We start from the raw sequence: 23578 nt of genomic DNA, 5'->3' as shown, positions 1-23578 counted from the left end.
ACGAGAGGGGCTTGACGCCGCGTGTCCCCGGGTCTTCGATGACGCGCTTGCCTACTCGCGCGAGGAGCTTCACCGTGATGTTATCGATCCGCTCGCACCGGCGCGCCTTGCTCACCCCGCTCCTCCTGGTCCCGCTCGGCGCGGCCTGGGGCGGCGCGGGTTGCAGCGGCGAGGTGCCGCGCGAAGGCTCCTCCGGCCCGGCGAACGCCGATTCCAAGCCCAGCGTGATTCTGCACGAGGTGACGGCGCTGCGCGAGCGTTTCCCGGCGCAGGCGGCGCGGATCCTCGACGCGGACGGGCGCTTCGTGGGGATCGACGAGGGTTTTTCCCCGGCGCCGGGCGGCGCGCAAAAGGCGCCCATCGTGCGCTCGCCGGCCTCCCCCGTGGGTGGCCCGATCGTGGAGGCGCGTGGAGGCGCGTGGCCCGCGCCGGGTGGGCTCTCCGTGCGTTTGCCTCGCCGCGCCGAGGACCCCGTGCGTTTCGCGCTCCCCGGGGGTTTCGAGGTACACGTGCGCGAGATCGGCGCGGCAGGCGAGGGCGCGGTGGCCGCGCATGCCGTGGCCTACGGGCGGGTGGACGGGACTTCCTTCTGGACGGTGACCCCGACGGGATACGAGGAATGGTTGTGGCTCGAGCGTGGCGTCGCCACGTCGGAGCGGCCGGCCGTGGTGTGGACGCTCGAGGGCGCCGAGGTGCGGCAGGCGGGGGACGCGGTGGTGCTCGTCGACGAAAGGGGCGCCGCGCGTATCCGCGTGACGGCGCCGGAGGCGTTCGCGGCGTCGGGCCGGCCGGTCTCGGCGCGCCTCGTCGCGCCACGCGCGGGGACGATCGAGGTATGGGTCGACGGAGGCGGCGAGGAGGTGCTCGTCGATCCGGCGTGGACGCCGACCGGCGCGCTCGGTGAGGCGCGCGGATATCACACGATGAACGTGATCCCGGGCGGCAAGGTCCTCGTGGCCTCGGGGTTCGGCGCCGGGTATTTGACCTCCAGCGAGGTGTACGATCCCTCGACCGGGGCGTGGTCCTTCGCGAAGCCTGCGGCTTATGGGCGCGCGGGCCACCAGTCGGCGTCGCTCCCGGATGGCAGCGTGCTCGTGACCGGCGGCTGGGACGGCGGCGCCGGTTGCCTCGAGGTGACCGAGGTTCATTCTTCCGAGAAGGGCGAGTGGTTCATCGCGGCTCCGCTCTCCGTCGGCCGTTGCCTCGTCTCGGTGACGGCGCTCGGCAATGGCAAGGTGATGGCCGCGGGCGGCAGCAACATCGGCGGCGCCGCGCACGCCTCGGCGGAGATCTACGATCCGGCGACCAATACCTGGTCACCGGCCGGGTCGATGAGCGTGCCGCGTGTCCAGCACGCGCTCGTGTCGCTCCTGGATGGCAAGGTGCTCGCCATCGGCGGCGCGTCGACCTCGCTGTCGTCGCCGCACAGCTCGGTGGACCTCTATGATCCGGCGACGAACACCTGGTCCCCCGTCGCCCCGATGAATACGGCCCGCCAGGTCGCCACGGCGACGCTTCTGTCGTCGGGCAAGGTCCTGGTCGCCGGAGGGACGACGACCGCCAATGCGGTCCTCGCGAGCGCGGAGCTCTACGATCCGGAGACGAATACCTGGTCGTCTGCGGGGACGATGGGCAGCGGGCGGCACCTCCACACGGCCACGGCCCTCCCGGGCGGCCGGGTGCTCGTCGTGGGCGGGCTGCTCTCGGACGGCTCGGTGTCGGGCACCGCGGAGCTCTACCATGCCGACACGAACACCTGGACGTCCGCGGGGACGCTCGCCGCCAAGCATCATCACCACGCGGCCGCGCTGCTCGACAATGGCGCGGTCCTCGTCGCGGGCGGGCTGAACGCCGGTATCGGCATCGACGCCGCCGAGCTCTACACCGGCACGAGCCTGCTCGGCGCGGCTTGCGGGTCCGACCTCGATTGCGAGAGCAGCTTCTGCGTCGACGGCGTCTGCTGCGACACGGCCTGCGATGCGGGCGCCTGCGACGCGTGCTCCGTCTCGGCCGGCGCCGCCACGAATGGCATCTGCGCGCTGCTCAGCGGCACGTCGTGTAGTGATGGGGATGCTTGCAGCCAGGTCGACACGTGCCAGGAGGGCGTGTGCGTCGGGGCAGACCCGGTCGTCTGCGCGCCGATCGACGATTGCCACGAGGAGGGCGCCTGTGATCCCGTGAATGGTGTCTGCTCGTACCCGGCCAAACCAGATGGCATTTCCTGCGGGGGCGGCACGTGCCAGGACGGCGCGTGTATGTCCGACGGGACCGTGGGCGCAGGCGGGAGCGGCGGCGGCGGAAGCGGCGGCGGCGGCGGAAGCGGCGGCGGCGGCGGCGGAAGCGGCGGAAGCGGCGGCGGCGGCGGCGGCGGCGGCGGCGCAGGCGGAATCGGAGGCACGGGCGAAAGCGGCGGCTCGAATACCGGCGCGGGTGGGGGCGCGCCTGGCATCGACCCGAGCCTGAGCGGCGGCTGCAGTTGCCGGACGAGCGGGCCCACGACGCCAGGCCTCCCGGTCTCCGCGGTGACGCTCTTGCTCGGGATTGTCGTACGACGTCGCCGCGGGCGAGCGGGGTAGACCGTCGCTGTATCGGCGCGTAGTGTCCGGGCGCAAAATCGCTTGACAAGGCCTGGCCACTTCGCAGACCGTGGCCCGCGATGCGTCCGGACAATCATTTTTGCATGAGCTGGGTTCTCCTCGCCGCCCTCGTCGGGGCCGGCTCGGGCTGTGGCAACAAGGAGGGCGCCGCGGGGAGCGCGACGCCGGCGACCTCCGGCGCTCCGTCGGCCGCCGCGCCCGCGGGGAGCGGCGCCGCGCCTTCCGGGGAGAGCGGCGGCGGGGCGGTCGCGCAGCCGACGACGCCCCCCTCGACCGGGACCATCCAGGTCAGCGTGAAGGACCTGCAGCTCTTCCACCCGTTCTCGTCCGAGCGCGCCATGCCGAACGTGCGCGACAACGGCACCTACAGCACCCGCGACCAGAACTCGGCGTATGGCGTGGGCGTCATCGTCGAGGCGACGAACGACACGGGGGAGGTCCTCTCGGACGCGTGGTTGGAGGGGAACGTGCGGTTCCTCAATGGGGACCGCGAGGTCGAGTGCAAGTTCGGCCCCGACTCGGTGGGCGATTATTACAACACGACGTACACGCTCCATTTCAACAACGTCCCCGAGGGCGCGAAGGCCGATCCCTTCACGGGAGAGAAGCCCACCGCCTGGAAGAACGAGAGCAGCTCCACGAACGAGCGGGTATGGCGGCCGGGCGAGCGGATCCGGTTCGTGGCGCGGAAAAACGAGTGCGAGTCGGTCGTGCTCGCGGACATGCCGCCCTCGCAGATCCGGGGACGCGTCCTGGTCAAGGCGAACAAGGTGTTCGTGAAATCGTACGCCTCCACGTTCGACGAGGCGGACTTCGATCTCGCGCTCGTCGGCGACGCCGTGCGGATCCGGGACAAGGCGTCCGGGCACGTGGCGTTCGTGCCCGTCCGCGAGGAGGCGGAGGGCAATCGGAGCGCGCGGTACAACGTCCTCTCGATGACGGCGGCCAAGGACGCCAGCAAGGACGCGCCCGCCGTGCCGCTCACGCACCTCGAGCTGCGGTATCCGATCCGGTACACGCGGGCCGACATCCTCGAGAGCCCGCCGCTCGAATTCGATCTGCCGCCGCAGTCGATGACGCTGCAAATGGTAAAACTCCCGTCCGGCGAGGCGGTGCACGCGTCGGGCAACGTCCTCGTGTACGTCAAGGAGAACAAGGTCGTCTACCAGGACATGGCGAAGGCGAAGCTCAGCCTGCTCGGGATCACGCGAGAGGACGTGCCGGGGGCGATGCCGGAGGTGAGCTTCACCAAGAACGAGCTCACCGGGTCGGTGAAGAGCGCCTCGATCACCGAGCACGCGGACGACACGGCGCTCTCCAAGGGGCAACGCAAGCTCAGCGTGACGTGGAACCTGCACCTGCAGGGCGACGGCATCGACAGGCGGCTGCGGGTGCCGTTCGACATCGCGTCGAGCGAATACGAGAAGGCGTCCGCGGACCTTTCGCAGGTGGACGGCGGCGACGCCGCGGCGGTGGCCGAGGCGAAGGCGGCCGAGGCGAAGGCGAAGGCCGCGAAGAGCGCCGCCGAGACGAAATACAAGAATGGCCTCAAGGGCGAGCGCGAGAAGCTCGCGAAGGCCTTCCCGTGCGCCGACGTGAAGATCGCGACGAACCGCGGGACGAAGAGCGCGTCGAATGGAAAGGCCGTGGGCGAGGCGTGCAAGGCGCTCGTCACGGGCAGCGACGACCTCGAGGTGACGATCACGTACACGCTGGATCGGTACGAGATCCCGGTCGCGCTCGTGTACTCGCTCGCCGGCGAGTTCACCTGGAGCCCGATCGCGAGCGCGCCGCTGCTCAAGCTCGATCCGCGCTGAGCGAGCGCTTCAGCAGAGCCGCTCGCAGGCGTATTGCCCCCGGATGTTCGCCAGGAAATACCTCCCCAGCGAGGGCGCGTGGAGGAGGCCCTCGTGCACCTCCGGAGGCACCTCGCTGTAGCGGTAGAGCCTGCCCTCCTTGAACTCCAGGTCGAGCTCGCGCGTCTCGGGGTTGTAGCCGACGCTGCGCAGGCTCGTGGACGTCACCGGGACGCGCGGCGGGAAGTCCTCGGCTGCCTCGGTTTCACACGGACGAACCCAGTCCGCGGGCAAACCCTGATCACCCATGCTCGAGCGGCGGTTCTGCATGCAGGACACGTTCCTGGACGAACGTGCCCTCTCCGCGACGAACCTGCCGCCCTTCTTCGTTCGTCGGCGGCTCTCCGACAAACCGAGGTTCGTACCCTCGCGCCGGGTCGCAGCCAGGGAGGCGGACGGGCACGAGCGCCGGGGGCATGCGCGATGCATCCCGAGCGCATCGAGGCGCGAGAGGCGCGTCCGCGGCAGACAGGAGAGAATCGTGATGCGGAAGGAAAAATCGAGGCCCGACGATCGAAGCGAGCCCGAGGTGCCGCCGAACAGCCCGCCTCGGGCGCCGACGGCGGACGCCGAGGGGAATATCCCCCCGCACTCGCTCCACACGCCGACGCCCCCGGAGACGCAGCCGTCGGACCCGAGATATTACGAAAAAATACCCAAGCTGCCGGGCGATCCCTGAGTCGAAGCGCCCCCGCGCCTCGTTCGCTCTAAGCGCGCGCGCTCGAGCGTCGACGCGTGGGCGCTTTCTCCTCCGCCGGGACACGCGCCAGCATCTCGCGCCGGACCTTGGGCAGGTCCTTCTTCGGCAACCTGCGCACGATGTCGGCGATCCGGCCGCGATCGTCCTCCTCGGGGAACGTCACCAGATCCATCGGCAAGGCCTCGAGCGCGCGCGCGATGCGCTCGAGCGTCTCGACCGTGATCGCCGCGAGCCCGTGCTCGACGCTGGAGAGATGGCCCTTCGATAGGCCACCCGCGTCCGCGAGCTGGGCCAGGGACAGGTTCCGCTCGACGCGAAGCGCGCGGATACGAGCGCCAATCTTGGAAGTGAAGGGAGCAGCCGTCTTTCTTCTGGGCATGCCGTGACTATGCCACAGCCGAGGGCCCAGCCAAACATGATTCCGCCACGTTCATGTGAAGTTTTACTTAGGCGAACATTCCGTTCTCACACGGGGGCGCGCCAGAACCGTGGATCCACGGCCTGGATCGCGGGCGCGCGGGCGGCGTCGAGGGGCGACGGCGGGCGCGTGCACGACCCCGGGGGCGCGCGCTCGAAGGGCACGCGCGCTTCAATGACGGCTTGTAATTTCGACCGTGACGGACCATGACTTGCCCATGGCTGCGCATGCGTCGTTCCAGGAGGCTCTGCCGCGCGCCGTGGCGGCGTGCGCGCTCCCGCTCGAGGGGGCGCGGCACGATCATGATGCATTGCTCCATGCGATCGGGGATTCGACGCTCGTGCTGCTCGGCGAGGCGTCGCATGGGACGCACGAGTTCTACAGCGAGCGCGCGCGCCTGACGCGCCGGCTCGTCGAGGAGAAGGGTTTCTGCGCCGTCGCGGTCGAGGCGGACTGGCCCGACGCCTATCGTATCAATCGTTTCGTCCGAGGCAGGGGCCCGGATCCCGGGCCGCTCGAGGCGCTCGGCGGGTTCGAGCGTTTCCCCGCCTGGATGTGGCGAAACACCGACGTGCTCGATTTCGTGCGGTGGCTCCGGGAGCACAACGACGCCCACCCCCACCACGCGGCCGGGTTCTACGGGCTCGACCTCTACAGCCTGAACACGTCGATCGAGGCCGTCCTCGCTTATCTCGATCGGATCGACCCCGAAGGCGCCGAGCGCGCGCGGCGACGTTACGGCTGCTTCGAGGTCTTCGGGCACGACACGCAGGCGTACGGGTATGCGACGAGCCTCGGGATGGCCGAGTCGTGCGAGGACGAGGTCGTCCGGCAGCTCCTCGAGCTCCAGCGGCGCGCGCCCGAATACGCCCGCCGCGCGCCGGACGCGGACGGCGAGGACGAAGCGTTCTTCGCCGAGCAGAACGCGCGCCTCGTGAAGAACGCGGAGCGATATTACCGCGCGATGTTCCGGGGCGGCGCCGCCTCGTGGAACCTGCGCGACGAGCACATGGCCGAGACCCTCGACGCGCTGCGGGCGCACCTCGGGCGTCACCACGATGCCCCCGCGAAGATCGTCGTATGGGCGCACAACTCGCACCTCGGCGACGCGCGCGCGACCGAGATGTCCCGCGAGGGCGAGCTCAACGTGGGCCAGCTCGTCCGGGAGCGACACCCGGACGCATTTTCGATCGGATTCACCACCTATGCGGGGATGGTCTCGGCCGCGTCGGGCTGGGGCGCCGAGGTGGAGCAAAAACGCGTGCGGCCGGCCCGCCCCGACAGCTACGAGGCGGTCCTGCACGCCACGGGCCTCGACCGCTTCGCGCTCCTCTTGCGGGATCCGAGGCTCTCGCCGCTCCACGTCGAGCGGCTCGAGCGGGCCATCGGGGTCGTCTACATGCCGGCGACCGAGCGGGCGAGTCATTATTTCTACGCCGACCTCGCCGCCCAGTTCGACGCGGTCATTCATTTCGACGTGACGCGGGCGGTCGAGCCGCTCGAGAAAACAGCGCGCTGGGAAGCCGGCGAGGCGCCGGAGACGTATCCGACCGGCCTCTGAGCCGCGAGCGTGATGGAAGGGGCTTCCCGCCCGCGCCGCGAGCCCTAGGAGGACACGCATGCCCTCGTCGCTCGCATGCCGAGCCCGCCCGGCGGCTCGTCGATCGTGGAGGGCCGCGGAGGATGCATGTTCGACTGGCTGATCGTGGGCGCAGGGTTCTCGGGGAGCGTGCTCGCCGAGCGGCTCGCGCGTGGGTCCGGCAAGAGGGTCCTCCTCATCGACAAGCGCCGCCACATCGGGGGCAACGCGTATGACCATTACAATGACGATGGATTGCTCGTCCACGCGTACGGCCCCCACATCTTCCACACGAGCTCGAAGGAGGTCTTCGATTACCTCTCGCAGTTCACCGCGTGGAGGCCGTACCAGCACCGGGTGCTCGCGTCCGTCGACGGGCAGCTCGTCCCGATCCCGATCAACCTCGATACCATCAATCGCCTGTACAACCTGCGCCTGACGTCGTTCGAGCTCGAGGCGTTTTTCGCCGAGCGGGCGGAGAAGGTCGAGCGGGTCCGGACGAGCGAGGACGCCATCGTCAGCAAGGTCGGTCGCGAGCTCTACGAGAAGTTCTTCCGGAGCTACACGCGCAAGCAATGGGGCCTGGATCCCTCCGAGCTCGACGCCTCGGTGACCGCGCCCATCCCGGTCCGCACGAGCCGCGACGACCGGTATTTCACGGACACCTATCAGTCGATGCCGCTCCACGGCTACACGCGGATGTTCGAGCGCATGCTCGACCACCCGAACATCAAGATCATGCTCGGCGTGGACTTTCGCGAGGTCGAGAGGGACATCCCCCACGACCGGGTCATCTACACGGGGCCGGTCGACGCCTATTTCGATTTTTGTTACGGCAAGCTCCCGTACCGCTCCCTCGAGTTCCGGTTCGAGACGAAAAGCGTGGAGGTCTTCCAGCCGGCGCCGGTGGTGAACCACCCGAACGAGCACCCGTACACGCGCGTGACGGAGTTCAAGTACCTCACGGGGCAGGAGCACCCGAAGACGAGCCTCGTCTACGAATACCCACGCGCCGAGGGCGACCCCTGCTACCCGATCCCGCGGCCCGAGAACGTCGAGCTCTACCGCAAATACGAGGCGCTCGCCGCGGCCACGCCCAACGTCCATTTCGTCGGGAGGCTCGCGACGTACCGCTATTACAACATGGATCAGGTGGTCGCGCAGGCGCTCACGCTCCACGCGAAGCTCACCGGGCTCCCAGCGGCCCCGACGGCGCGCGCCGCTCGGCCGAACCCGAGGGCCCCGGCGAGCATCCCGGGCATTCCGGGAATCTGCGGCCCCACCTGAGCGCGCGTTCGAGGCCCCCCGGCGCGATATCACTCCCTGTCACTCCGTAACGTAAGATCCGCGGATTCCCGTCGTCATAAATCGTGCCTCCGGGACGATCGAGCTTGCTCGTCCTCGAAGTCGTGCTGATGTTGACCGAGCTCAGGTATGGCACGACGAAATTCTTCACGAGGGCCCTCGGGGCAGGTCTCGCGGCGCGTGGCGCTGCAGGGGCTCGGGGCCGGGATCGGCGCCGCGGCGCTCGGGGGCGGGTGCGCGCCGGGGCCCGATCGTTGCGAGACCGGCCCCGCGTCGCCGGACGTGGTCCCCGATTTCGACGCCCATGGCGCGCCGACGGCGAAGCGATTGCTCGCCGGGATCGACACGTTCGTGGTCCTGATGCTGGAGAACCGCTCCTTCGACCACTTCTTCGGGGCGCTCGCGCTCGATCCCGATTACCCGGCGCGCGACGCCGTCGACGGGCTCCTCGGCGACGAGACGAACGAGGACGACGAGGGCAACGTCATCGCCATGCACCGGCCGGAGGTGGCCTGCGAGCATCACGGCCCGCTGCACTCCTGGGACGCGGCGCACCAGGCCTTCGCCGAGGGGAAAAACGACGGGTTCGTCCGGGCGAACATCGGGTCCGCGTTGCGGCAGAGCGACGCGATGACGTACCACGATCGCAGCCAGATCCCGCTGTTTTACGCGCTGGCCGACCAATACGTGGTCTGCGACCGCTGGTTCTCGTCCGTGCTCGGGCCGACCTGGCCGAACCGGTTTTTCCTCCACGCCGCGACGTCGAACGGCCTCACCACGAATGACCCGATCACGGACGGGCCGGCGACGTTATGGGAGAAGCTCGGCAAGGGCTGCTGGTCCGCGAAGGCCTACACCGCCGGGCCCGCGCTCTGGTACCACGCGGGTTTCCGGGGGCGGCCGCTCGGCGGCAACGAGCCGATGGTCTCCGCGCGGATCGAGGCCTTCTTCCAGGAGGCCCGCGCCGGCAACCTGCCCAATTTTTGCCTCATCGACCCCGATTTCTGGTCGTCCGATCTCCACCCGCCGCACAGCCTCGCCCTCGGCGAGGCGCTCCTCGGCAGCATCGTGCGCTCGATGCAGGAGAGCCCGCAATGGGGCCGCTCGCTCCTCCTCGTCACGTTCGACGAATACGGCGGCTTCTACGACCACGTCCCTCCGCCGACGACGGTCGATCCGCGCCCGGCGTTCCGCCAGCTCGGCTTCCGCGTCCCCTCGCTCGTGATCGGCCCCTCCGTTCGCCGGGGCGAGGTCGTCTCCACCGTGCTCGAGCACGTCTCGATCGCCTCCACGCTCGCCACGCGCTTCGGCATCGAGAGCCTGGGGCCGCGCATGGACGCGACGGCCGACCTCTCCTCGTGTATCGACCCCGCGCGGGTGGGTTTCCCCCCGGGGCCCATGGGCAAGCTGCCGCGTATCGAGCTCGATCGCAGGCGCGTCGAGGCGGTCAGCTTTCGTTTTACCAGCCAACCGGGTATCGACGCGGCGATCCGCGCCGGCGCCATCGGCCTCGACCGCATCGACACGCGCTCGCACGAGGAGCGCCTCGGCTCCTTGCTCCGTCACGCCGAGGAGCTCGAGGTGGCGAGGGTCCACGGATGAGGCGCTCGGCCGTCCACGCCGCCGCCCTCGTGTTCGCCCTCGCCGCGGGGGCGACGCGGGCCGACGCCGCCGAGCAGGCGGCCGCGCCCGAGGCCAAGCGCCCGCTGATGCTCCCGCCGCTCGCGCGGAACATGGTGCGCGTGCAGGGCACCGTGCGCCCCTTCTTCAACCTGCTCGGGCCGGGCGGGGGCGCGCTCGGGGACCTCTCGGTCGAGTATTATTTCCAGCGGCCCTTCAAGATCGGCGTCGAGCTCTCTCCGTTTGCGTTCGTCCTCGTCCCCGAGGGGCCGGGCACGATCGTGCACGCCCGCGCGCGCGTGGCCTTCTCCTCCGATTACGTCGAGGTGGGCCTCGGTGTCGGCGGACGAATGCAGTATTTCGGCCCGAGCGGCCTCTCCGTGGCCCCGGCGATGCGCCTCGGGAGCCTGGACGGCGCGAACCTGCGGCTGGAGATGGGTTACTCCTACATCCGCAATTACTACACGCAGCAGGCGCAATTCGCGCTCTCGCACCTGACGGGCGGCGTCGACGTGCCCGTGACGCGGCGACTCGCGATCACCCTGGACGGCGGATATGGCGTCGACCTCTGGGCCTATGCGACCCTCGGCGTGCGGCAATGGATCGTGGGGAACGGCGGGCCGGGATCACTCGCGATCGGAGCGTCGACGGGCCTCGTGTGGGTGGTGGATCGGTTTCCTTGCCAGTACGGCGACATCGAGCCGTGCCGCGGGGCCGCCTGGGGCCTCGGGCCGACGATCGCCGTCCGGGTGGATCGGCGCTTCTGAGGGCGCCGAACCGTCAATACATTGGCGTGCCGCCGCTGCCGCCCGTCCCCGTCGGGCAGGTCAACGAGCCGACCGTGTAACAGCTTCCGGTCGGGACGTCGCAGCAGTTGGAGGCGCCTTGCGGGGCCGCGGGGCAGGTGTTCTGGCAGTCGAAGTCCGCGGTGCACTGCGAGGTGCACATCGGCCCGCCGCCGCTGGAGGAGCTGCTCGACGAGCTGCTCGACGAGCTGCTGGCGGGTCCCGCCCCGCCGAAGCCGCCTTCGCCGCCGCCGCCCTCGCCCCATCCGCCGCCTTCTCCGCCGAAGCCGCCGTCGCCGCCGGAAGGCTGGTTGCCGAACTCCGGCCGCTCGGCCGTCGCGCAGGCCGTGAAGCTCGCGGCGAAGAGACCAAGGACCAACCAGGTGACGCTAGCGTATTTCACGAGTTTGTGGTCTGACGTTACCCGAATGCCGGGCCGTCCACAACTCCCTCTTCGCCGATCTCGACAATGACGAACGACGCGGCCCCCAGGCCTTCCCGCGCGCCGCAGCCCCGTGCGACAATTGCAGCGTTGTCAGAAGTGACGAAACGTCGCCCGGCCTGGCTCGGCCTCGCCCTCGTTTTGCTGCTCGGCGTCATCGTCTACGCGCCCGCGATTCGTACGCCCTACCTGCTCGACGATTACCTCCAGGCGTCGATGATCGAGGGCACGTTCCCCGGCGAGCGTGGCCCGTTCGAGCTCTACGACTTCATCAACGACGCGGATCGCTCGAGCCTCGTCGAGCGCGGCATGCTCCCCTGGTGGGCGCACCCCGAGCTCGAGATCCGCTTCTTTCGCCCTCTCGCGAGCGCGCTCCGATATTTTGAGCACAAAGCGTTCGGCGGCGCCCCGCTCCTGATGCACCTGCACTCGTTCGCCTGGTGGGCGGCGATGGTGCTCGGCGCGCGTGCCCTCTTCCGGCGCGCGCTCGCGCCGAGGGCCGCCGCGATCGCCACGGCGGTCTTCGCGCTCGCGCCCGCCCACGCGATCCCGCTGGCTTGGCTCGCCAACCGCGAGGTGCTGCTCTCGCTGACGTTCGGGATCGCGGGCCTCGCCGCGCACGTGCGATGGCGCGAGGGGCGGAGGCTCGGCGACGCCGCGCTCGCGACCTCGCTGTTCACGCTCTCGCTCTTCTCCGGGGAGTACGCGGTCTGCTTCGGCGGCTACGTGCTCGCCCTCGAGATCGTGGGCAGCCGCGAGAGCCTCCTCCGGCGCGCGGCGTTCGTCTCGACCTTCGTCTTGCCCGCGGCGGGTTACCTCTTCTTGCGGCACCGGGGCGGCTACGGCTCGTTCGGCTCGGGCTTCTACACGGACCCGTTCCGCGAGACGACCGCGTTTTTGTACGCCGTTCCGCGCCGGTTCTTCACGCTCCTCGCGGACGCGTGGCTCGCGCTCGACGACGAGACGCTCCTGCCGGGTAACACCTCGATCGCCCTGCCCGTGCTGCTCGCGCTCGGCACCGCGGCCCTGGTCTTCGTGCCGCTCAAGCGCGCGTTCGAAGCGCAGGACGACACGCGTCGCCCGCGGATCGCGTGGCTCTTGCTCGGATCCTTGCTCGCGCTCGTGCCGGTGCTGCCCGTCGTGCCCTCGCCGCGCGTGCTCGGCGCGAGCTTGCTCGGCGTCGCGCCCGCGGTCGGCATGTTGCTCGATCACGCCTGGTTCTCCGCGTCGAGCGACGCCGAGGCGAGCGGACCACGCCGCGCGTCGGCGCAGCTCACGGCCCTCGCCGCGATCGCGCTCGGCTTCGCGCACCTCGTGCACGGCCCCGGGACCGCGTGGCTCATCGGGCGGAGGCAGCAGCGCTCCGCGGACGCTTTCACCGTGAACGCGGCCGAGCTGCGCGGGAAGATCGAGGCGCCCGAGGACGCCGAGGTCGTGGTGATCCGCTGCATGGCGAGCGCGTTTTTCCTGCCGTTCGCCCTCGACGAGCGCGGCCGTTTGCCCGCGCGTTTCCGGATCCTCTCGCAGACGGGCCACGTGCTCGTCCTCCGGCGCGACGCGCGGACGCTCGACGTCCGCGTGCCTCCGGAGCACAGCCTCTTCCCGATGGGCCCCGGCGCGCTCTTCCGCAGCAGCGACGCGCCGATCGCCCCGGGAGACGTCTTCACGGTGCCGGGCGTGCGCGTCACGGTGCTCGACGTCGGCCCCCGCGGCCCGCGCGCGGCGCGCTTCGAGCTCGACCGGGATCTCGAGTCCCCCTCGCTCACCTGGATCACCGAGGGTCGGAAGGGTTTTTCGTTCGCGGAGCTGCCGCCGCGGGGGTTCGGTAGGCCGTTTGATCCTTAGCCGGCGAAGCGCTCACGGAGCCGGAGCGCAGGCTTCTCGATGAGCACGTGCATCACGTAGCCGATCAAAAACGAGAGCAACATCGTGGCCACGAGGGCCGCGGGCCAGAGGAGCAGGTGCGGGACGCGCCGCTCGTGCAGGACCTTCGCGGCGGGCACGATGACGTGGTCGATGATCGGGATGTGCACGAGGTAGACGCCGTAACCGAGCGTCGCGGCGCGACGGAAGAAGGGCGCCGAGAGGCCGCGGTGGATCCATCCGTCGCCGTGGAGCAGGAGCGGCAGCGCGCAGAGGTACATGAGGCTCGTCACGGTGCCCCAGCAGAAGACGTGCACGAGCTGGACGTGCTCCTCGCCGAACATCGCGGGGTTCAGGAGCAACCAGAGGCACGTGAGCGCCGGGAGCGCGAGCAGCGCGCGATGGAAAGGCCGCGACAAGAAGCGGCCGACGGCCTCGCCGTGGCGCTGATGCAAGAAGGCGAGGAGGATGCCCGCGACGAGCGTGTCGAAGCGCGTGTACGTGCGGAAGTAGAGCGCGCCGTAGAGGATGAAATCGTTCCACGGCCGGTAGCGGTAGAAGATGACGAGGCGCACCACGAGCGCCACGAAGAACAACGCGGCGAGCAGGCCGAAGCGCGCGCGCTCGTCGCGGAGGCGGTGGAGCACGAAGAAGAGCAGCGGGACCGTGAGGTAGAACTGCTCCTCGAGCGAGAGCGACCAGCCCCAGAACATGATGATGTCGGGCCGGTGCAGCGAGACGAAGTTCGTGAGGTAGGCGTATTCGTAGGGCAGATGCGCGCGTTGCGTCGCCGTGAGCGGGAGCGCGAGCGCGAGGATCGTGAGCACCACGTAGTACGAGGGGAACGTGCGCAGGACGCGGCGCAGGTAGAAGCGGCGCAGATCCTGGGTGCCGCTCTTCTGCAAGGAGCGGAGCAGGATGGAGCCGATGAGGAAGCCGCTCAGCAGGAAGAAGAGATCCATCCCGAAGAAGATCGAGAGGGATCGATCGACGAAGAAGCGATCGAGCGGGATGCCTTGTTCACCCCAGAAGATCCAGGTGACGTGGTACTGCACGACGCTGACGATCGCGAGGACGCGCAGGCCGTGGAGCGCCGGGTAGCGGTTGTCGAGGAGATCGAGGGCGAAGAAGGCGCGGAGCCCGGACGGTTTCGCGGGCGCGGGCACGCCGAGGGCTTGGGCGGGCGCGGACATCGAAGGCCGATCGAGGGATCGAGGAGGTTCACTCCTTCGGCGGCAAGCCGCAGATCGTACGGACGCGGTTCACCTTCGTCTTGAGCTCCTGGGCCGCGGGGTCGAGCTTCTTCGGCTCGGCGAGCAGGGCCGAGAGCCTGCGCATCGACGGCACGCCCTCCTCGAGCGCGCCGAGCATGGCGGAGAGGCTCGACTTGACCTTCGTGTCCCTGACCTGGAGCTTCTTCATCGCGGCGATGAACGTCTCGAGCGCCGCGGCGTGCTCGGCGAACTTCTCGCCTTCGAGGCGCGGGATCGTCTGGAGCTCGCGGCCGATGGTCTCGCACTCGGCCTTCGGGCCGGTCTCGCAGGTCTGATCGAAGGCGTTCGCCGTGGCCGTCACCTTCTTCTCCCAGGCGCCGAGGTCGACGGTGATCTGCTGCATCTCGTCGAACGTCCCGCCCATCGCCTGCACCTTGCCGCCGAAGCTCTCGGCCTCGGCGGCGAGCTCGTCGACGGCGGTGCGGAGGTCGGGCGTCTCGATGGGCTCGTTCTTCAGCTCGCCGGCGAGCTTGACGAGGGCGCCCGCGAGCGAGCGCATTTCCTCGGCCGGGCCCTTGCCCGCCGGTCGATCGTCGACGGCCTTCATCCGCGCGCCGACCGCCTCGCACTCCGGGGGCTTGCCGTTCGCGTCGGCGGCGGTCTTCGTATCTTGCGCGGGGCTGCCGCCGCAGGCGACGACGAGCAGAAAGAGGGGGGCGAGGAGCGTGGCCGAGCGCGTTCGCATCGCGCGGGGATAATCCAGGGCGGGGGCGCGGTCAACCGCGCGGACGGACGGGGCGAGGTGGCTTCAAGGCACGGCGAGACAGGCCGCGAGCCTGCGCATGCCGTTCGGGTTGGGATCACCGACGCTGGTGGCGTTGACCGTGTCGTACTGGCTGTCCCAGTTCTTTCGGTAAAGGAGATCGTAGACGCCGGGAAGGAGGCTCGCGGTCCAGGTGGGGCCATTGAGCTGGTAGCCGCTGCCGCTGTAGTTGAAGTAGGCCACGGAATGCAGGGCGCCCGTATCGACCGCGCGCAGGATGAACGTGGCGCCGGCGTAATAACTCGTCGGCGGGATCGGTCCGCCTGCGAGCGTGATCGGGGCCGAGAGGCTCGTCATGGGCACGTCGATGTCGAGCGTGTTGCTGCCGGGCGTGATCGTGACGTCGAGATCGAGGATCCGCATGCCGTTCGGGTTGGGATCGCCGACGCTGGTGGCGTTGACGGTGTTGTACTGGCTGTCGTAGTTCTTGCGGTACCAGAGCTCGTAATCGCCGGGCAGGAGGCTCGCGGTCCAGGTGGGGCCATTGAGCTGGTAGCCGCTGCCGCTGTAGTTGAAGGAGGCGACGGTGTGGAGGGCGCCGGTGTCCTTCGCCTTGAGGACGAACGCGGCGCCGGCATAATAGCTGCTCGCGGGCAGCGGCTGTCCGTCGAGCGTGATCGTGCCGGAGATCGTGGCCAAGGGGACGTCGACGTTCAGCGTGTTCGCGCCGGGCGTGATCGTGACGGTCGAGCTCAGGCGGCGCATGCCGTTCGGGTTGGGATCGCCGACGCTGGTGGCGTTGACGGTGTTGTACTGGCTGTCGTAGTTCTTGCGGTACCAGAGCTCGTAATCGCCGGGCAGGAGGCTCGCGGTCCAGGTGGGGCCATTGAGCTGGTAGCCGCGGCCGCTGTAATTGAAGGAGGCGACGGTATGGATGGCGCCGGTGTCTTTTGCCTTGAGGACGAGCGCGGCGCCGGCGTAATAACTGCTCGCGGGCAGCGGCTGCCCCCCGAGGGTGATCGTACCGGAGACCGTGGCCACCGGGATGTCGACGTTCAGCGTGTTCGCGCCGGGCGTGATGGTGACGTTCGCGCTCAGGCGGCGCATGCCGTTCGGGTTGGGATCGCCGCTGCTGGTGGCGGTGACGGTGTTGTACTGGCTGTCGTAGTTCTTGCGGTACCAGAGCTCGTAATCGCCGGGCAGGAGGCTCGCGGTCCAGGTGGGGCCATTGAGCTGGTAGCCGCTGCCGCTGTAGTTGAAGGAGGCGACGGTGTGGAGGGCGCCGGTGTCCTTCGCTTTGAGGACGAGCACTGCGCCGGCATAATAACTGCTCGCGGGCAAGGGTTGTCCCCCGAGCGTGATCGTGCCGGAGACCGTGGCCAAGGGGATGTCGACGTTCAACGTGTTCGCGCCGGGCGTGATCGTGACGGCCGAGCTCAGGCGGCGCATGCCGTTCGGGTTGGGATCGCCGCTGCTGGTGGCGGTGACGGTGTTGTACTGGCTGTCGTAGTTTTTCCGGTACCAGAGCTCGTAATCGCCGGGCAGGAGGCTCGCGGTCCAGGTGGGGCCATTGAGCTGGTAGCCGCTGCCGCTGTAGTTGAAGGAGGCGACGGTGTGGAGCGCGCCGGTGTCCTTGGCCTTGAGGTAAAGCGAGGCGCCGGCATAATAGCTGCTCGCGGGCAAGGGTTGTCCCCCGAGCGTGATCGCGCCGGAGACCGTGGCCATCGGGACGTCGATGTTCAGCGTGCTCGCGCCCGCGCCGAGGAGGAGGTTCGTCTGGAGGATCCGCATGCCGTTCGGGTTGGGATCGCCGACGCTGGTGGAGGTGACGGTGTTGTACTGGCTGTCGTAGTTTTTCCGGTACCAGAGGTCGTAGACGCCGGGCAGGAAGCTCGCGGTCCAGGTGGGGCCATTGAGCTGGTAGCCGCTGCCGCTGTAGTTGAAATACGCCACGGAGTGGAGGGCGCCCGTGTCCCGGGCCTTCAGGTAAAACGTGGCGCCGGCGTAGTAGCTGCTCGCGGGCAGCGCTTGTCCCGCGAGCGTGATGGCGCCGGAGACGGTGCCCATCGGGACGTCGATGCCATCGGGCATCGGCGTGGTCGTCGAGCAATCGAGGGAGCCGCCGCAATTCGCGCTTGGTGTTCCCTTGCAGAGGCCGGCGGCGTCGCAGGTGTCGCCCTGCGTGCAGGCGATGCCGTCGTTGCAAGCGCTGCCCGCGGGCTTCGGGACCAGCGGGAAGCTCTGCGTGGCCTCGTCGCAGGCGCCATACGAGGCGCAGGGGCCGGGCGCGGGCGGCGGCGCAGGCACGTTCGTGTGGATGCAGCCGTTGCCGTCGGCGCTCGGGTTCGAGGGCGCGCAGCTCTCGGCGCCCGTGCAATAGAGGTCGTCGTCGCAGAGCGCGTTCGTCGTGGTGTGTTTGGGCGCGCCGTTCTGGCAGACGTCGGTGGTGCAGAAGACGCCGTCATCCGGGACGATGGTGTCGTCGACGGTGTTCGCGCAGCCCGCGAGCGCGTTGCAACTGTCCACGGTGCAGGGGTTTCCGTCGTCACACGTCACGGCCGCGCCGCCCGTGCAGGCGCCTGCCTGGCAGGTTTGTCCGGTCGAGCAAAGCGTCGTGGAGCAGGCCGCGCCGTTCGGCAGCGTCGTGAAGGTGCACGCGCCATTGACGACCGTATCGTCCGTGCAGGGGTTTCCGTCGTCGCAGACGGGCGTGTAACATTCGGCCACGCCGCCTTCGTTCTTGCACGCCTGGTTCATGGCGATGCAGGGGTTCGGCTTGCAGGGGTCGTCGGTGCAGCCGCCCTGGCCGTCGGCGTGATAACCGGGATCGCAGCTGCAGACCGCGAGCGAGCCGTTCGGCGTGCAGATGGTCTCGTTGGGCTCGGCGCACGGGTTCGGCAAGCAGGGATCCTGCGTGCAGCCGCCCGCGCCGTCGGGGTGATATCCCGCGCCCGCGTCGCACTCCGCGCAGGTGGCGCCGGTATGGCCCGGATCGCAGGTGCAGACGACGATGCCGCCGGCGTCCGAGCAGGCGCCGTGCCCGCCGCAGCTATCGGCCACGCAGACCTGATCGACGACGCAGGTGTCTCCCTCCGCGTGATACCCGGCGTCGCAGCCGCACTCGGGCGTTCCATTCGGCGCGCTGCAGGTGGTCTTGTTCGGGTCGGTGCAGGGGTTCGGCAGGCAGGGATCCTGCGTGCAGCCGCCCGTGCCATCGGGGTGATACCCCATCGTATCGTCACACGTCCCGCAGTTCGGCGGAGCCCAGCCTGGATCACACGTGCAGCTCAGGTTGCCGCCGCCCGTGTCGATACACGTGCCGTGTCCGCCGCAGGTCGTGGGCATACACGTCGCGTCGGGCACGCAGGACCCGTTCTCCTCGTGGGTGCCGGGGCTGCAGGGCTCGCAATGTTCACCGGCGTATCCGGGGTCGCAGGTGCAGACCGGGGCGCCGCTCGTATCGTCGCACGTCCCATGTCCGCCGCAGGTGGTGGGCGTGCAGGCGGTCGGATCGTCGACGCAACCGCCGAGCCCGTCCGGCTGCTGCGAGGGCGGGCATTCGGGGCCCGCGTCGGTCCCGGCGTCCGCGGTGGGCGGCGGGTTCGGAGGGCTGTCGTCGCCGCAGCCGGCCTGGAACGTGACGAGGAGAGAGACCCCGACGAGGGGCCAGAAGGATCCCGAGCGTTTCATCGATTCGCCTCGAACAGGGAGGGGAGGGAGATGCGGGCGGGATGGTACGGAAACGCGCCGTCCCGTTCAACGACTTCGTCCGCGTTTCGGCGAGGCGGGCCGGCGCGTCCGGACAAGCGACGGCTCCGCGCGGCGGGAGGGGGCGCGGAGCGGAGCCGGGCTTCGTCGCGTGAGGCTCAGGGAGCCGTGTAATTCACCGAGAGCTGGTACTGGCCCCAGCTGTAGCCGTGCACGGCGATGAACGCCTGCGTTTGTCCTGCCGGAACGGTCAAGCTGCAGGACTCGTTCGGGCCGGTCTTGTAGGGCCGGCATGCCCATTTGCTGGCCGAGGGCTGCGCGCCGAAGCGGACGTAGAGGTCGGGGTCGCCCTTGCCGGTCATCGTGACCTCGAACGTCGTCCCTTCGGCCACGGAGAGCGGCGCGATCTGCACGACCTGGTTCTTGCTCACGTTGCCGCTGTAGGTCTGCGTGGAGGGCGTGCCGCCGGGGGCCGGAGGATCGCCGGGGGCCGGCTCGCCGCCGGGATCACCGGGAGCGGGCTCGCCGCCGGGATCACCGGGCTCCGGGGCCGGGGGCGCGCCGCCGGGCGCGCCGTAGAGCAGGACGGCGCCCTGCTTGTCCTTTTCGGTCAGGCTCAGGGTCTGGTCGCCCGTGCCATTGCATTGCGGGTAATGCATGACCGACTTCGCGTCGTAGGAGGTGAGCTCGCGCCACTGGTTGTCCTCGAAGCATTTCCCGGCCTCGGGGCGGGTGTGCTCGTGGCGGAAGCCGAGGACGTGGCCGAGCTCGTGGCGCAGGATGCCGGTGAGCGACGTCGGTCCCTGGTTCTGGAACGCGCCGCTGTCGATGAGCACGTTGCGGCTGCTGCGCGAGTCGCCCGGGAAAAACGCGCGCGCGAGGTACTGGCCGTTCGAGTTCACGGGGCGCACGTCGAAGAGGACGTTGTTGTTCGACGCGGTGCAGTTCCCGTCCTCGGTGGAGAGGTACTTGAATTTGACGTTCGCGACCTGCTCCCAGGCGAGCGTCGCGGCCTGCATGGCCTGGACGGCCGCGCTGTACCGGTTCCCGAAGGTCGTGCTCACGCAGTACTCGAGGTCGAGCTTCTTCACGTCGTCCCACTTCGCGTCCTGGCCGCCCGCGCGGTGGACGATGAGCGCGCCGTGGCGAACGTGCGTCTCGTAAAACTCTTGCAGCTTCTTGATGTCGTCGACGGGGGTGTCGCCGTCGACGATGTAGATGCCCGTGTCGGGCTCGCGGTACGTCGCCGCCTCGAACTCCTCGAAGCTCGCGTACGTATCGGCGATCATCTCCTCGCTCGTCTCCCCGGCGCAGCCGGCGCCGAGCGCGCCGGAGACGAGGACGAATGCAACCATGGACCGGCCCGCAAAGCCGATTTTCTTCGACCCAAAAGCGCTCATCGCATTTCCTCCATGGCTCTCGCATCCAGGGCGGAGCCACCGGGGCATTGATCGTGGATGACGCAAGAGAGCAGAATGCGAGCACGCGCGTCAATGCAAGCGCACGATTTCACCGTTCAGGGTGCCGATGCCAACGAAATTCCTTTGGAGCCCCAAGGTTTCATTAGAATCGTGTATATTCAGGAAAAACCCGGAGGACGAAGAGGAAGGTGCCCGGGTCCACGTCGGGGAGGCGAGCGGGCGGGCTTGCAGGCGTCACGGAGGAGGGGTAGGGAAGGGCGCATGAAGCCCTGGAACGTGACGCAGAGCCGCGCGATCGTCGCTCGACGATGGCTGACGGTCCACGAGCAGCGCATCGCCCTGCCGCACGGCGGCGAGATCGAAGAGTTTCACGTGATCGAGGCGCCGGACTGGGCTTCGGTGCTGGCGGTGACGGAGGCGGGGCAGGTGGTCTTCGTGGATCAGTACCGGCACGGGGCGGCGCGCGTGAGCCGCGAGCTGCCGGCGGGGGTGATCGACGCGGGAGAGACGGCTGAGCAAGCTGCGCGGCGCGAGCTCGAGGAGGAGACGGGCTTCGTCGCCGAGACGTGGCTGCCGCTCCTGACGACGAACACGGAGCCGAGCCGGCACACGAACCGCGCCCATTTTTTCTTCGCGAGAGGCGCGCGCCTGGCCTCCGCGCAGCGGATGGACCCGGCCGAGCACATTCACGTGGCGCTGGTGGAGCCGAAGGAAATCGTGCCCGCCATCGAGCGCGGGCAGATCATCCACGGCGTGCACGTGGGCGCGATCCTGCTCGCGGCGCGGCGGGGGCTCTTGTCGCTCGATTAGGCGGGGGAGAGGGGGAGCGAGAGGGTCACTTCGCGAGGCAGGCGGCGAACTCGGTCTGGCAGGCCATCGCGGGGTCCTTGCCCGGGCCGGCGTTCTGGAAGAAGCAGAGCAATGCGGTGGAGAACTCCCTCGAGATCGCGGCGTCCGAGTTCGTCACGCAGGGCATCATGTCGTTGAAGCCCTTGTTGAGGGACTCCTGCACGCACGCGAACGACTCGGCGCAGGTGGCCTTGCCATTGCCGACCCACTCGGCGGCGAACTTGCTCGGGTCGTTGGGGTCACCCACCTCGGTGAGGCAGTTCGCCGTCGCGAAATCGGCCGGATAATACGAGCCGATGAGCATACACATCTCGTCGGTCGAGCGCGGGCCCTGGTAGACGTCCTTCATCTCCGTGTTCGTGTAGTCGCACTGGTAATCGAACCACGAGCCCGCCTTGACCTGGAGCCCCGCGCCGAAGTCCTTGACGGGTACGTCCTCCCACTCGTTGCTCGTGTAAAACGGCTCCGCGTCCCCCACGATCGACGCGGCGTACGAGACGCCGCGCGCGTGCATGTGGGATTGCACGTTCGAGATCGTGATGTCCTTGTGCACCGGGCAGCGCATGCGCGCGCGGGACTGGCCCATCGGGCCGACGTGGATGAAGGGGTTGTAGAGGAAGAGGATGTCGCCCTCCGTCTGCACCTCCGCCTCGGGGACCGTGTAGAGGTTCACCCGGACCTCGGGCTCGATGGTGGTCGTCGAGGCATTGATGTAATGCGCATTCATGAGGAGCACCGCGCCGGGGCGCACCTTCATGGCCACGCCCTCGGGGAAGCTCAACATCGAGGCGCCGTCCGCGTTCTGCGAGCCGGCGACGAGCTTCTCCACCGCCCAGCCATTCGTGGCGCCGTCGGAGCAGTCGAACACGCCGCTCGTGTCGACGGCCGTCCCGTCCTGCTTCGCGGTCGGGATCTCTTCGTAGCTCGTCTGGTAGAGCAGGAAGTGGTGGCTGCCCTTCGAGTAACGCACCTCGTCGCGCTGCACGTACATGCCCTCGGCGGGCGCCTTCACGAACATACAATGCTCGGCCTCGGTGCCGGCCTCGAGCTTCGTGACCATCTTGAATTGCACGCCTTTGCCCGCTTCCGGGGGGGCGAGGAGCTCTTCCTGGGGCGCTCCGGGCGCGTCGGGCTCGGTGCCGCCGCAGCCCACGAGGGCCGGGAGGGCGAGGGTGAGGGAAGGGATCGCGGTCCTAATCAAGAAGTGGCGAAGATTCATGGCGCAGTCGTGTTAGTGACAGGTGGTCGGATGTCAACCTCGGGCGCCGAAGAAATCCTGCCCGAGAGTGTGCTTGCGTTTGGTTCCCGCGAGCGGTAGAAAGTTCATCCGCTTCGCGATTTTTGCGCGAGCAGGGGGCGGACATGGCGGACGCGACCACGAAAGAGCTCCTCGGGAGGCTCCCCCCGGTGGTGGAGCTTCGCGACATCGGGCTGTCTTTCACGCTGCCTCGCGGCAAGAACCTGAGCCGCACGTGGAGCCGCGAGCTCCGCACCGAGCTCGCGAGCCGCGTGAGGCTCCGGATCACGCAGGAAGCGCTCACGCTGCGCTGTGATCCGCCGATCGTCATCGATGCATTGTGGCCCGCGAAGAACATGCTGTTCGGGGGCGCGGACGTCCGGTTCGAAGACGCGCGCATCGAGGCGTGGGTCTCCCCCATCGACGGCCCGGGCGAGGGGCTCGTGGATTTCACGGCGGATGCCAAAAAGCAGATCGTGGAGCTGCTCGCCGCGGGCCTCCGCGGCACGAAGATGGCGCAACCAGGCTACGATCCGATGCAGGACGAAGCCGCGCTCGCGACCCTGGAGGCGATCGCAGACAATTTCCGCAAAACACCTTCGACCGGCACCTCGGACGTCTCCGCCGCGGATCTCGGGGATCCCGCGATCGAGGCGACGCTCGCGCTGCGCGAGAGATTCGTGCACGAGCAGGGCGGCGCGGGCCTCGAGGTGGAGGCCGGCGGATCGATCCACGTGGAAATCAAAGGGAGCGGAGACCTCGCGTCGATCGCGGCCGAGGCCTCGAACGAGGCGCGCGTCCGCGCCGCGAACCTGCAATCGATCACGATCACGAGCGAGGCCGTGACGGTCGTGCACGGCGGGGCCCCGCTCGTGGAGCTCGTCGAGATCCGCGTCGATCGGGGCGGGGGCGTGGCGCTTTCGCGGATGCGGCTGCGCGGGGCGCTGGAGGAGGTCTCGGGGCTCGAATCGCTGGTGCGCGTGGTCGCGGGGGTGGTGCGTTTTGCGGGCTCGGAGGTCCCGCTCGACCCGGGGCTCGCGCTCGCCGCCGCGGGGCCGGCGTCCGAGGCCACGCTCGTGCCTGGGCTCGTGCGGCGCAAGATCGAGGACGTGCTGGCCGAGGGGGTGCGAAAGCTCGTGCGCGAGCACGCTTCTTCGATCCCGGGGCTCGATCTGCGGGACGTGCTCGCGGTCTGATTTCTTCGCGCCCCCCGGCGGGGCG

The 23578-nt window shown here is 69.2% G+C and carries 18 protein-coding genes; 10 read left to right on the top strand and 8 right to left on the bottom strand.

All coding sequences use genetic code 11. The annotated features are described in order from the left end of the window. Positions 1–77 precede the first annotated feature (77 nt). Both GF068_RS44385 and GF068_RS26280 read left to right on the top strand, forming a co-directional pair. A complete protein-coding gene (locus GF068_RS44385; protein WP_240807452.1) occupies positions 78–2576 on the top strand; it encodes a Kelch repeat-containing protein in 2499 nt (832 codons plus the stop codon). 104 nt (positions 2577–2680) lie between these two features. Further along, positions 2681–4414: a hypothetical protein gene (locus tag GF068_RS26280; protein ID WP_153822188.1), complete on the top strand. Its 1734-nt coding sequence runs from the start codon at positions 2681–2683 to the stop codon at positions 4412–4414. 9 nt (positions 4415–4423) lie between these two features. Here the strand turns inward: GF068_RS26280 and GF068_RS26275 are convergent, their stop codons facing one another. Next, positions 4424–4723 carry a KTSC domain-containing protein gene (locus tag GF068_RS26275; RefSeq protein ID WP_206079555.1) on the bottom strand — a complete coding sequence of 100 codons (300 nt, stop codon included), beginning with the start codon at positions 4721–4723 and terminating at the stop codon, positions 4424–4426. Positions 4724–4934: 211 nt separating this feature from the next. Here GF068_RS26275 and GF068_RS26270 point away from each other — a divergent pair, with 211 nt between their 5' ends. Continuing rightward, positions 4935–5132, top strand: coding sequence for a hypothetical protein (locus tag GF068_RS26270; RefSeq protein WP_153822187.1), 198 nt, complete (start codon positions 4935–4937; stop codon positions 5130–5132). 28 nt (positions 5133–5160) lie between these two features. On the opposite strand, the gene GF068_RS26265 is transcribed toward GF068_RS26270, so the two are convergent. After that, entirely contained in the window at positions 5161–5532 is a 372-nt protein-coding gene (locus GF068_RS26265) for a helix-turn-helix domain-containing protein (RefSeq protein ID WP_153822186.1), read from the bottom strand. A gap of 256 nt (positions 5533–5788) precedes the next feature. On the opposite strand from GF068_RS26265, the gene GF068_RS26260 reads away from it, so the two are divergent. The 4 genes from GF068_RS26260 to GF068_RS26245 all read left to right on the top strand — a co-directional run bounded on the left by GF068_RS26260 (position 5789) and on the right by GF068_RS26245 (position 10842). Continuing rightward, a complete protein-coding gene (locus tag GF068_RS26260; RefSeq protein ID WP_153822185.1) occupies positions 5789–7132 on the top strand; it encodes an erythromycin esterase family protein in 1344 nt (447 codons plus the stop codon). A gap of 126 nt (positions 7133–7258) precedes the next feature. Then, entirely contained in the window at positions 7259–8437 is a 1179-nt protein-coding gene (gene glf, locus GF068_RS26255) for a UDP-galactopyranose mutase (RefSeq protein ID WP_153822278.1), read from the top strand. A 147-nt stretch (positions 8438–8584) separates the two neighbouring features. Further along, positions 8585–10057, top strand: a complete 1473-nt coding sequence (locus GF068_RS26250) for an alkaline phosphatase family protein (RefSeq protein ID WP_153822184.1) — start codon at positions 8585–8587, stop codon at positions 10055–10057. Further along, positions 10054–10842, top strand: a complete 789-nt coding sequence (locus GF068_RS26245; RefSeq protein ID WP_153822183.1) for a hypothetical protein — start codon at positions 10054–10056, stop codon at positions 10840–10842. Before GF068_RS26250 ends, GF068_RS26245 begins: the two co-directional genes overlap by 4 nt. Positions 10843–10855: 13 nt before the next feature. Here the strand turns inward: GF068_RS26245 and GF068_RS26240 are convergent, their stop codons facing one another. Beyond that, entirely contained in the window at positions 10856–11263 is a 408-nt protein-coding gene (locus GF068_RS26240; protein WP_153822182.1) for a hypothetical protein, read from the bottom strand. Positions 11264–11401: 138 nt separating this feature from the next. Between GF068_RS26240 and GF068_RS26235 the strand changes: the two genes are divergently transcribed. Beyond that, complete coding sequence (locus GF068_RS26235) at positions 11402–13147, top strand: hypothetical protein (RefSeq protein ID WP_153822181.1); 1746 nt, start codon at positions 11402–11404, stop codon at positions 13145–13147. Here GF068_RS26235 and GF068_RS26230 read toward each other — a convergent pair. The 4 genes from GF068_RS26230 to GF068_RS26215 form a co-directional block, all read right to left on the bottom strand. Continuing rightward, complete coding sequence (locus tag GF068_RS26230) at positions 13144–14358, bottom strand: acyltransferase family protein (RefSeq protein WP_153822180.1); 1215 nt, start codon at positions 14356–14358, stop codon at positions 13144–13146. The genes GF068_RS26235 and GF068_RS26230 overlap by 4 nt on opposite strands. A 28-nt stretch (positions 14359–14386) precedes the next feature. After that, on the bottom strand, positions 14387–15124 hold the full coding sequence (locus tag GF068_RS26225; RefSeq protein WP_153822179.1) for a hypothetical protein: 738 nt from the start codon (positions 15122–15124) through the stop codon (positions 14387–14389). Between the two features lie 63 nt (positions 15125–15187). Beyond that, complete coding sequence (locus GF068_RS26220) at positions 15188–18832, bottom strand: calcium-binding EGF-like domain-containing protein (protein ID WP_153822178.1); 3645 nt, start codon at positions 18830–18832, stop codon at positions 15188–15190. Between the two features lie 176 nt (positions 18833–19008). Continuing rightward, entirely contained in the window at positions 19009–20205 is a 1197-nt protein-coding gene (locus GF068_RS26215; protein WP_153822177.1) for a M57 family metalloprotease, read from the bottom strand. 327 nt (positions 20206–20532) lie between these two features. Between GF068_RS26215 and GF068_RS26210 the strand changes: the two genes are divergently transcribed. Further along, on the top strand, positions 20533–21081 hold the full coding sequence (locus GF068_RS26210) for an NUDIX hydrolase (RefSeq protein WP_153822176.1): 549 nt from the start codon (positions 20533–20535) through the stop codon (positions 21079–21081). Positions 21082–21106: 25 nt separating this feature from the next. Here GF068_RS26210 and GF068_RS26205 read toward each other — a convergent pair whose 3' ends face one another. Further along, the gene (locus GF068_RS26205; RefSeq protein WP_153822175.1) at positions 21107–22339 is read right to left on the bottom strand and encodes a monooxygenase; all 1233 of its coding nucleotides are present in this window, start codon (positions 22337–22339) and stop codon (positions 21107–21109) included. Between the two features lie 143 nt (positions 22340–22482). On the opposite strand from GF068_RS26205, the gene GF068_RS26200 reads away from it, so the two are divergent. After that, positions 22483–23553 carry a hypothetical protein gene (locus GF068_RS26200; protein WP_153822174.1) on the top strand — a complete coding sequence of 357 codons (1071 nt, stop codon included), beginning with the start codon at positions 22483–22485 and terminating at the stop codon, positions 23551–23553. Positions 23554–23578 lie beyond the last annotated feature (25 nt).

It is taken from the genome of Polyangium spumosum, assembly GCF_009649845.1.
Classification (GTDB): domain Bacteria; phylum Myxococcota_A; class Polyangia; order Polyangiales; family Polyangiaceae; genus Polyangium; species Polyangium spumosum.
Note: the sequence above shows the minus strand (reverse complement) of the source record. Positions and strands in the feature narration are given on the sequence as shown.

Bases quoted from the DNA above. Each gene is read 5' to 3' on its own strand.
- GF068_RS44385 (WP_240807452.1), top strand. From the start codon at position 78: ATGTTATCGATCCGCTCGCACCGGCGCGCCTTGCTCACCCCGCTCCTC.
- GF068_RS26280 (WP_153822188.1), top strand. From the start codon at position 2,681: ATGAGCTGGGTTCTCCTCGCCGCCCTCGTCGGGGCCGGCTCGGGCTGT.
- GF068_RS26275 (WP_206079555.1), bottom strand. From the start codon at position 4,723: ATGCAGAACCGCCGCTCGAGCATGGGTGATCAGGGTTTGCCCGCGGAC.
- GF068_RS26265 (WP_153822186.1), bottom strand. From the start codon at position 5,532: ATGCCCAGAAGAAAGACGGCTGCTCCCTTCACTTCCAAGATTGGCGCT.
- GF068_RS26260 (WP_153822185.1), top strand. From the start codon at position 5,789: ATGGCTGCGCATGCGTCGTTCCAGGAGGCTCTGCCGCGCGCCGTGGCG.
- glf (WP_153822278.1), top strand. From the start codon at position 7,259: ATGTTCGACTGGCTGATCGTGGGCGCAGGGTTCTCGGGGAGCGTGCTC.
- GF068_RS26250 (WP_153822184.1), top strand. From the start codon at position 8,585: ATGGCACGACGAAATTCTTCACGAGGGCCCTCGGGGCAGGTCTCGCGG.
- GF068_RS26245 (WP_153822183.1), top strand. From the start codon at position 10,054: ATGAGGCGCTCGGCCGTCCACGCCGCCGCCCTCGTGTTCGCCCTCGCC.
- GF068_RS26230 (WP_153822180.1), bottom strand. From the start codon at position 14,358: ATGTCCGCGCCCGCCCAAGCCCTCGGCGTGCCCGCGCCCGCGAAACCG.
- GF068_RS26225 (WP_153822179.1), bottom strand. From the start codon at position 15,124: ATGCGAACGCGCTCGGCCACGCTCCTCGCCCCCCTCTTTCTGCTCGTC.
- GF068_RS26220 (WP_153822178.1), bottom strand. From the start codon at position 18,832: ATGAAACGCTCGGGATCCTTCTGGCCCCTCGTCGGGGTCTCTCTCCTC.
- GF068_RS26215 (WP_153822177.1), bottom strand. From the start codon at position 20,205: ATGGTTGCATTCGTCCTCGTCTCCGGCGCGCTCGGCGCCGGCTGCGCC.
- GF068_RS26210 (WP_153822176.1), top strand. From the start codon at position 20,533: ATGAAGCCCTGGAACGTGACGCAGAGCCGCGCGATCGTCGCTCGACGA.
- GF068_RS26205 (WP_153822175.1), bottom strand. From the start codon at position 22,339: ATGAATCTTCGCCACTTCTTGATTAGGACCGCGATCCCTTCCCTCACC.
- GF068_RS26200 (WP_153822174.1), top strand. From the start codon at position 22,483: ATGGCGGACGCGACCACGAAAGAGCTCCTCGGGAGGCTCCCCCCGGTG.